This is a genomic window from Nonomuraea sp. NPDC049784 (genome assembly GCF_040659615.1).
Lineage (GTDB): Bacteria > Actinomycetota > Actinomycetes > Streptosporangiales > Streptosporangiaceae > Nonomuraea.
The window spans coordinates 1-7,929 of record NZ_JBFAMX010000488.1 but is presented as its reverse complement, the minus strand read 5'-3'; the positions used below and the strand labels follow the sequence as shown (position 1 = coordinate 7,929).

Genomic DNA, 7,929 nt, shown 5'->3' with positions numbered 1-7,929 from the left:
CGTAGCCGCCGGAGGATGTCGCCGGCGGCCGGCCTCGTAGCCGCCGGGGATGCCGTCGGCGATCAGCCTCGCAGGTGCGGGGGAATGTCGACCTCCCTCGCCCGCAACTCCTCGCCGAGCGCCTTCGCCTGGGGGTCCATCCTCGGGCTCGCCGCCACGCCCCTGCCGAGCAGGCCGTGGATGACGAAGTTGAGCGCCTTGATGTTGGGGAGCTCGTAGCGGTCGATGCGGTGGTGTTCGAGGGCCGGTAGGAGGCTTCTGAGGGCGTCCGGGGTCAGGTACGTCGCCAGCCAGTCGTACCGTTCTCGCGTGTCGGTCCAGACGCCCAGGTTGGCGTTCCCGCCCTTGTCCCCGGACCGCGCCCCGGCAATCCGCCCCAACGGCACCCGTACGGCGCCGTGCGCGCTCCCTTGCTCGCTGTCCACGGGCGCCGAACTGCGCCGTACTCCGTCCCACCGACCCGGCGCTGTGAGAGTGCCCGGCGCGTGGCCCGTGCCCCCGCCCTCGGGCGCCTCGCCTGCCGCATGTGCGTCGCTTGCCGCGCCCGGGTTGCTCGGCGCACGTCCTGCGCTCGCCGCTTCCGCTGCGAGTGCCGCGGTCGCCACCCTGGTCGCGTCCGATGTCCGCACGGCGCGTGCGTCGTCCGGTGCTTGCGCCGTGTCCGTTGAACGTCTCGCCGCTTGGTCGCCGGAGGCGGGGGCGGGTTGGGGCAGTTCCTTGCCGTTGAGGAAGATCCGTGGGTGGACCTCCGAGGCCGGGATGAGCACCGGCCAGTACACCCCGTACGGCGAGGCGTTGCCCGGTGGGGTGAGGGCGTAGAAGCCCGGGTAGCTGGCCAGGCCCGTTTCCACCACGGCGGAGGAGAAGGCGCGGCCCACCCGGCGTTCGTCGGCGTCCATGACGGTGATCCGCAGCAGGCCCGAGTCCGCCAGCGTCACGTCCACCTGGTCGAACGAGTCCCGGGGGATGCGGGCCCAGAGGGCCTCCTCCGCCGCCCGGACCTTGGCCTCCATGTCCAGGCCCGTCAGGACGAGGGTCATCGTGTTCCGGTAGCCCGCCAGGTAGTTGACGGCCACCTTCAACGTGTCCGGTGGCGGCTCACCGCGGACGCCCGAGACCAGGACGCGGTCGGGGCCGTCGGAGGCCAACGTGATCGTGTCGAACCGGGCGACCACGTCAGGGCCCAGGTAGCGCGGGCTCCCCAGCTCGTACACGAGCTGCGCCGTCACCGTGCCGACCGAGACCAGCCCCCCGGTGCCCGGGTGCTTGGTGATCACGGCGGAGCCGTCCGGGCGCAGCTCCGCGAGCGGGAAGCCGCAGTGCGCCAGGTCCGGTACGTCCTGGAAGAACGCGTAATTTCCGCCCGTCGCCTGACAGCCGCATTCGATGATGTGCCCCGCGACCACCGAGCCCGCCAGCGGGTCCAGGTCGCCGGGCCCCCACCCGTACCGCCAGATGCCCGGGCCCGTCACCAGGGCGGCGTCCGTCACGCGGCCGGTCACGACCACGTCCGCGCCCGCCGACAGGGCGGCGGCGATCGGGCGGCCGCCGAGGTAGGCGTTCGCGGTCAGAGGGGTGGCGTCCAACCGCTCGCCTGTGTCCGCGTTGGTCAGGTCCAGGGGGCGGCCGGTGAGGTCGTCGCCCGTGATGTGGGCGATCGTGGGGGAGAGGCCGAGGCGGCCGGCCAGGGCGTGGATGGCCTCGGCGCAGCCGGCGGGGTCCAGGCCGCCCGCGTTTGTCACGATTTTTATGGATTTATCGAGGCAAGGGCCGAGCACGTCCTCCAGCTGCCGGAGGAACGTCGGCGCGTATCCCGGGCGGCCTTTGAGGCGGTTCCCGGCCAGGATGAGCATGGTGAGCTCGGCCAGCCAGTCGCCGGTCAGAACGTCGATCGGCCCGCCTTCGACCATCTCACGGGCGGCCGACAGGCGGTCGCCGTAGAAGCCGCTGCAGTTCGCGATCCGGAGGGTCATCGCACGGCCCATTTGGGCGGGCGCTTCTCCCGGAACGCCGCGATGCCCTCCTGTCCCTCCTCCGAGGTGAAGCGCTCGGCGGACAACTCGGTCATCCGCCGCAGCCCCTCCTCGAACGGCATCCCCGGCACCTCCCTGACCAACCGCTTCGTGATGGCCAGCGCCTCGGGCGCGCCCTGGATCAGCAGCTCCGCGTAGTGGGCGACCGTCGCGTCCAGCTCCTCCTCCGGCACGGCCCGCGAGATCAGGCCGATCTCCGCCGCGCGAGCGGCGTCGAACACCTCGCCGGTCAGGAAGTACTCGGCCGCCGCCCTGGGCTCGACCCTGCGCAGCACGGGCACCGAGATCATGGCGGGCACGACCCCGAGCCGTACCTCGGAGAACGCGAACGACGCCGTCAGCGGCGCGATCGCGAAGTCGCACGCCGTCACCAGCCCCAGGCCGCCCGCCCGCGCGGTGCCGTTGAGCCGGCAGATGACCGGCTTCGGGCTGTCCCAGATCAGCGTGAGGATCTCCGGGAACGACGCCGTCACCGGCGCGCCGGAGGCCTTCTGCTCCTTGATGTCCGCGCCTGAGCAGAACACCTTCCCTGTGCCGGTCAGCACGATCATCCTGGCCTCCGGCTCGGCCAGCGCCCAGTGCAGCCGGTCGGCCAGGTCGGCGAGGAGTCGTACCGACAGGGCGTTGCGGTTGGGCGGCGAGTCCAGCGTGATGGTCGCGACGCCCCCCGCCAGGTCCTTGTGCACCAGGCTCGTCATGAAGTCCCCTCCTGGATGATCGCCAGCACCGCGCCCGCTTCCACCTGCTGGCCCTTTTCGACGTGTACGCCGGACACCACTCCGTCGGAAGGCGCCGCGATCCGATGCTCCATCTTCATCGCCTCGAGCACCAGCACCGCCTGCCCCTTCACCACCCGGTCGCCGGGCTCCACCTCGACCCGCAGCACGCTGCCCGGCATGGGGGCGAGCAGGGATCCGGGGGCGACGTGCTCGACGGGCTCGGGGAGGCGGGGGACCGGGGTCAGCTCGGCGCAGCCGCCGGCGTGGTCGACGTAGACCTTGCCGTCCTCGTCGTACTGGGCCACCTGGAAGGTCTGCCGGACGCCGCCGCTCTCCAGGACCACCTCGTACGGCTCCGCGCTGATCATGGTGACGCCGTCGGGGAGCGGGTCGTAGACGACCTCGGCCTCCTCGAAGCGGGCGCGGCGGGGCTGGGAGCGTACGTTGCGCCAGCCGCTCGGAAGGCCCGGCAGCACCTTCGCCCGGCGGCGGTTGGCGGCGGCCATGGCGAGGGCGGCGGCCAGCACCGGCAGCTGCTCGCGCCCCGCGTGGCCTGGGGCCGTCGTGTCCTGGGGATGTCCGGGGTGGACGCCGTGCACCGGGCCGTCCGGGGAGAGGAAGCCGGTGTGGGTGTCGCCCGCCACAAACGCCGGGTTCATCAGGATTTTCACCAATAAATCGCGATTGGTGGCAAGTCCGTGGAGCCTCGCCCGCCGCAGCGCCGCGACCAGCTTCCGCACCGCCTCGGCCCGCGACGACCCGTACCCGATGATCTTCGCCAGCATCGGGTCGTAGTACGGCGAGATCACCGACCCGGACTCCACCCCCGAATCCACCCGCACATCCCCGGGGACCTCGAACCGCCGCAACACCCCGCTCTGTGGGAGATAGTCCCCGTCCTCCGCATAAAGCCGCACCTCGACCGCATGCCCGGCAGGCGAGGGCGGCTCCGCCGGGAGCGGAGCCCCTTCGGCCACCACGAGCTGCAGCCGTACGAGATCGACCCCGTAGACCAGCTCGGTTACCGGATGCTCGACCTGGAGCCGGGTGTTCATCTCGAGGAACGCCACCCGATCGCCCTTGACCAGGAACTCCACCGTCCCGGCCCCGACGTAGCCGATCTTCCGCGCCGCCCTGACCGCCGCCTCGTACAGCCGCTCCCACAGCTCGGCCGTGATCCCGGGTGACGGGCACTCCTCGACGACCTTCTGGTGCCGCCGCTGCACACTGCACTCCCGCTCGCCCAGCGCCCACACGGTCCCGTGGCGGTCGGCCAGCACCTGCACCTCGACGTGCCTGGCCGCCTCCAGCAGCGGCTCCACGAAGACGGTCCCGTCCCCGAACGCCGCCGCCGACTCCCTGCGCGCCGACTCGAGCTCGCGGTCGAACTCCCCGGCCTCGCGCACGATCCGCATGCCGCGCCCGCCCCCGCCCGCGGACGCCTTCACCAGCACCGGGAACTCCCCGGGCGCCTCCGGATCGAGCGAAGGAAGCACGGGCACCCCCGCCTCCGCCATCAGCCGCTTCGCCTCGATCTTGGACCCCATGGCGGCGATGGCCTCCGGCGGCGGGCCCACCCAGACCAGCCCGGCCTCCAGCACGGCCCGTGCGAAGTCCGCGTTCTCGGACAGGAAGCCATATCCGGGATGTACGGCGTCCGCGCCGGTGGCGCGGCAGGCGTCCAGGATGCGTCCGATGTCCAGGTACGTGTCGGCCGGGCGGGCGCCGGGCAGTCGTACCGCCAGATCGGCCTCGGCCACGTGCGGCGCGTCGGCGTCGGGGTCGGAGAAGACGGCGGCCGTGGAGATGCCGAGCGACCTGCACGTACGGAAGACGCGGCGGGCGATCTCGCCCCGGTTGGCGACCAGCAGACGAGTGATCATGGCCGGAACACCCCGAATCCCGCCGGCTCCGGCACCGGCGCGCTGTTGACCGCCGACAGGCACATGCCCAGCACGGTACGCGTGTCGCGCGGGTCGATGACCCCGTCGTCGTACAGGCGGCCCGACAGGAAGAACGGCAGCGACTCCGCCTCGATCTGGGCCTCCACCATCGCGCGCATCGCCGCGTCCGCCTCCTCGTCGTACACCTGCCCCTTGGCCTGCGCCGACGCCCTGCCCACGATCGACAGCACCCCGGCGAGCTGCGCGGGCCCCATCACCGCCGACTTGGCGCTCGGCCAGCTGAACAGGAAGCGGGGCTCGTACGCGCGCCCGCACATGCCGTAGTTGCCCGCGCCGTACGAGGCGCCCATGACGATGGTGAGGTGGGGCACGGTCGAGTTCGACACGGCGTTGATCATCATGGCGCCGTGCTTGATGATGCCGCCCTGCTCGTAGTCCTTGCCGACCATGTAACCGGTCGTGTTCTGGAGGAACAGGAGCGGAGTGCGCGACTGGTTCGCGAGCTGGATGAACTGGGTGGCCTTCTGCGACTCCTCGCTGAACAGCACGCCGCGCGCGTTGGCCAGCACGCCCACCGGGTAGCCGTGGACGCGTGCCCAGCCGGTCACGAGCGAGGCGCCGTACAGCGGCTTGAACTCCTCGAACTCGCTCCCGTCCACCACCCGCGCGATCACCTCACGGGGGTCGAACGGCACCTTCAGGTCTTCGGGCACGATCCCCAGCAACTCGTCCACCGGATACCTCGGCTCCCGCGATGGCCGCGGGGTGATGCCCTTCTTCCGCCAATTGAGGGAACGTACGATCTGCCGCCCGAGCCGCAGCGCGTCGTGTTCGTCCTCGGCCAGGTAGTCGGCCAGGCCGCTGGTTCTGGCGTGCATCTCGGCGCCGCCCAGCGACTCGTCGTCCGACTCCTCCCCGGTGGCCATCTTGACCAGCGGCGGGCCGCCCAGGAACACCTTCGCTCGTTCCCGCACCATCACCACGTAGTCGCTCATTCCGGGCACGTACGCACCGCCCGCCGTGGAGTTCCCGAACACGAGCGCGACGGTCGGAACGCCCGCGGCCGACAGCCGGGTCAGGTCCCGAAATATCCGCCCACCTGGGATGAAGATCTCCTTCTGGCTCGGCAGATCCGCCCCGCCGCTCTCGACCAGGTTCACGTACGGGAGCCTGTTCTGCAGCGCGATGTCGGCCGCGCGCAGGGACTTCTTCAGCGTCCACGGATTGGAGGCGCCGCCGCGGACCGTGGGGTCGTTGGCGGTGATCACGCACTCGACGCCCTCGATCACCCCGATCCCCGACACCATGCCGGCCCCCACGGGGAACTCGCTGCCCCAGGCGGCTAGCGGCGACAGCTCCAGGAAGGGGGAGTCGGGATCGACCAGCAGCTCGACGCGCTCCCTGGCCAGGAGCTTGCCGCGCCTGCGATGCCGCTCGACGTACTTCTCGCCGCCCCCGGCCACCGCCTTGGCGTGCTCGGCGTCTAGCTCGCTCAGCTTGGTGAGCATGGATTCGCGGCGACTGCGGTAGTCGGCGCTCTCGGGGTCGAGCCTGCTCCTGATCACGCGCCCTCCTCCTGCGAAGCTGACGCGGCCGTCAACCCGATGGCCCGCGCCCACAACCGCGTCAGATGATCGACGGCCACCTGCTCGCCGGCCTGCTCCCCGAGATCCAGCCAGACGTGAGCGAAATGCTCCACCATCCCACCCAGCATGACGGCGGTGAGCCGCGGATCCAGCTCCCGATCGGCCAGCCCCTGCTCCTGCAGCCGCCTCAGCCCCTCCGCGCCCCGCCGCACGAAGACCTCGCGCAGCTCCAGCAGCAACCTCCCGAATCGCTCGTCGGAGTTCGCCGCCTGCTCGACCATCCGCACCAGCCGCGAGTTGGTCGCCCAGGCCCGCAGGTAGAGCCGGTTGGCCGCCTCGATGCGCGCGTACGGATCGTCCGGCGCCGCCGCCGCGCCGACGACGCTGGCCGCGAACATCTCCCCGACCACGGCCCCCGCCACCTCGCGGAAGAGCGCTTCCTTGGAGCCGAAGTAGGTGTAGAACGTGCCATGGGAGACCTGGGCCCGCCCGCACACGTCGTCGATCCGCACGGCGTCATACCCGTGCTCCTCGAACGCCTCGCGCCCAGCCTGTAACAGCGCGGCCCGGGTCCGCCTCCCCTTGGACGTCGCCACCGAGGATCTGACGATCACGTCAATTACGCTAGCGCAGCGAAGCGTCCGGGTCACCCTTTCCCGCGTTCACCTGCTTTCCAGAAACGCGAGAGACGCCCGACTGGGATGTCCAGCCGAGCGTCTCTGCATGCTCAACGCCAGTTGGCGATCGGTGTGCGTCAGGAGCAGTGGCTCCAGCCCGACTTCCAGCTCTGCGTGGAGAACGTACCACCCCAGATCACACACTTCGCCTTGGACGGCAGGCGAACCGGGCCGGCGTAGGCGCTGAACTTACCGGGGTTGCTCGCGCTGGAACCGCCCTTCACCTGAAGGATCGCATTCATCGAGACCTTGCCGGGCCACAGCAGGCGCGACATGGTGACCACGCAGTTCTTGCCCGCGCTCGTGTTGTAGAGCAGGTAGATAGTGGCGTTTTCGAGCGCGTGCGAGTCGATGACCTTGTAGCCGGAGCCGCACACGGACGTCGCCTTGTAGGGGTTCGGCTTCGTCGCGGCAGTGGGCTTGCTGGTGGGTTTGGTGGTCGGCTTGGGAGCGGTGGACGCGGTCGACGCGGAGTCAGAATCCGACGGGCCGCCCGTATCCAGGCTCTCAGGATCGATCAGGGTCGGTGACTTCGTCTTCTTCTTGGTCGGGGTCGAGGTCGGCTTGGGCTCTGACCGGGTCGTCGTGGGCTTGGAGCTGGGGACATTGGTGACCGGGTTCGGGACCTGGGAGACCGGCTCCTGCGTGTGCGTCGGCTTCGTGGTCTTGGGGGTCTTCGAGGGCTGCTCGACGTCCAAGGTGGGCACCGGGGCCACGGTGCCGGTGGGGACCGCCGGGGGCGGGGCGTCCGTGGACGGGGGGTCGACGGGCTGGCCCGCGCCTGAGCCGTCGCCGTTGGTGTTGTTGGAGGAGTTGCCCACGGCCACCACCGGGACTTCCCGGCTGTTCGCCTGGACCACCACGGCGCCGACGACCACGAGGAGGGCGGCGGCCGCGGCTCCGGAGAGGGAGAGGTTGTGGCCAAGTTTTTTAGGGCACACGGTGGATGCCTTGGCATCAGGAGCCGATGAAGGACGTGGGAGGCTGCGTTAAGCCTCGGGGAGTCGCCA

General features: G+C 70.8%; 6 protein-coding genes and 1 rRNA gene. 1 reads left to right on the top strand and 6 read right to left on the bottom strand.

The features are described from left to right. Positions 1-62: 62 nt before the first annotated feature. From AB0J09_RS49020 to AB0J09_RS48995, 6 genes are all read right to left on the bottom strand, one after another. Entirely contained in the window at positions 63-1,973 is a 1,911-nt protein-coding gene (locus AB0J09_RS49020) for an acyclic terpene utilization AtuA family protein (RefSeq protein WP_360707682.1), read from the bottom strand. Further along, complete coding sequence (locus AB0J09_RS49015; RefSeq protein WP_360707680.1) at positions 1,970-2,731, bottom strand: enoyl-CoA hydratase-related protein; 762 nt, start codon at positions 2,729-2,731, stop codon at positions 1,970-1,972. The genes AB0J09_RS49020 and AB0J09_RS49015 overlap by 4 nt, the downstream gene beginning before the upstream one ends. Then, the gene (locus AB0J09_RS49010; RefSeq protein ID WP_360707677.1) at positions 2,728-4,635 is read right to left on the bottom strand and encodes a biotin carboxylase N-terminal domain-containing protein; all 1,908 of its coding nucleotides are present in this window, start codon (positions 4,633-4,635) and stop codon (positions 2,728-2,730) included. Before AB0J09_RS49010 ends, AB0J09_RS49015 begins: the two co-directional genes overlap by 4 nt. Beyond that, positions 4,632-6,164, bottom strand: coding sequence for a carboxyl transferase domain-containing protein (locus tag AB0J09_RS49005; RefSeq protein ID WP_360707684.1), 1,533 nt, complete (start codon positions 6,162-6,164; stop codon positions 4,632-4,634). The genes AB0J09_RS49010 and AB0J09_RS49005 overlap by 4 nt, the downstream gene beginning before the upstream one ends. 53 nt (positions 6,165-6,217) lie before the next feature. After that, a complete protein-coding gene (locus tag AB0J09_RS49000) occupies positions 6,218-6,856 on the bottom strand; it encodes a TetR/AcrR family transcriptional regulator (protein WP_360707675.1) in 639 nt (212 codons plus the stop codon). Positions 6,857-6,996: 140 nt separating this feature from the next. After that, positions 6,997-7,797, bottom strand: a complete 801-nt coding sequence (locus AB0J09_RS48995; RefSeq protein WP_360707673.1) for a hypothetical protein — start codon at positions 7,795-7,797, stop codon at positions 6,997-6,999. Between the two features lie 41 nt (positions 7,798-7,838). Here AB0J09_RS48995 and AB0J09_RS48990 point away from each other — a divergent pair. Further along, positions 7,839-7,929: ribosomal RNA gene (locus tag AB0J09_RS48990) — 23S ribosomal RNA — on the top strand; the annotation flags it as partial.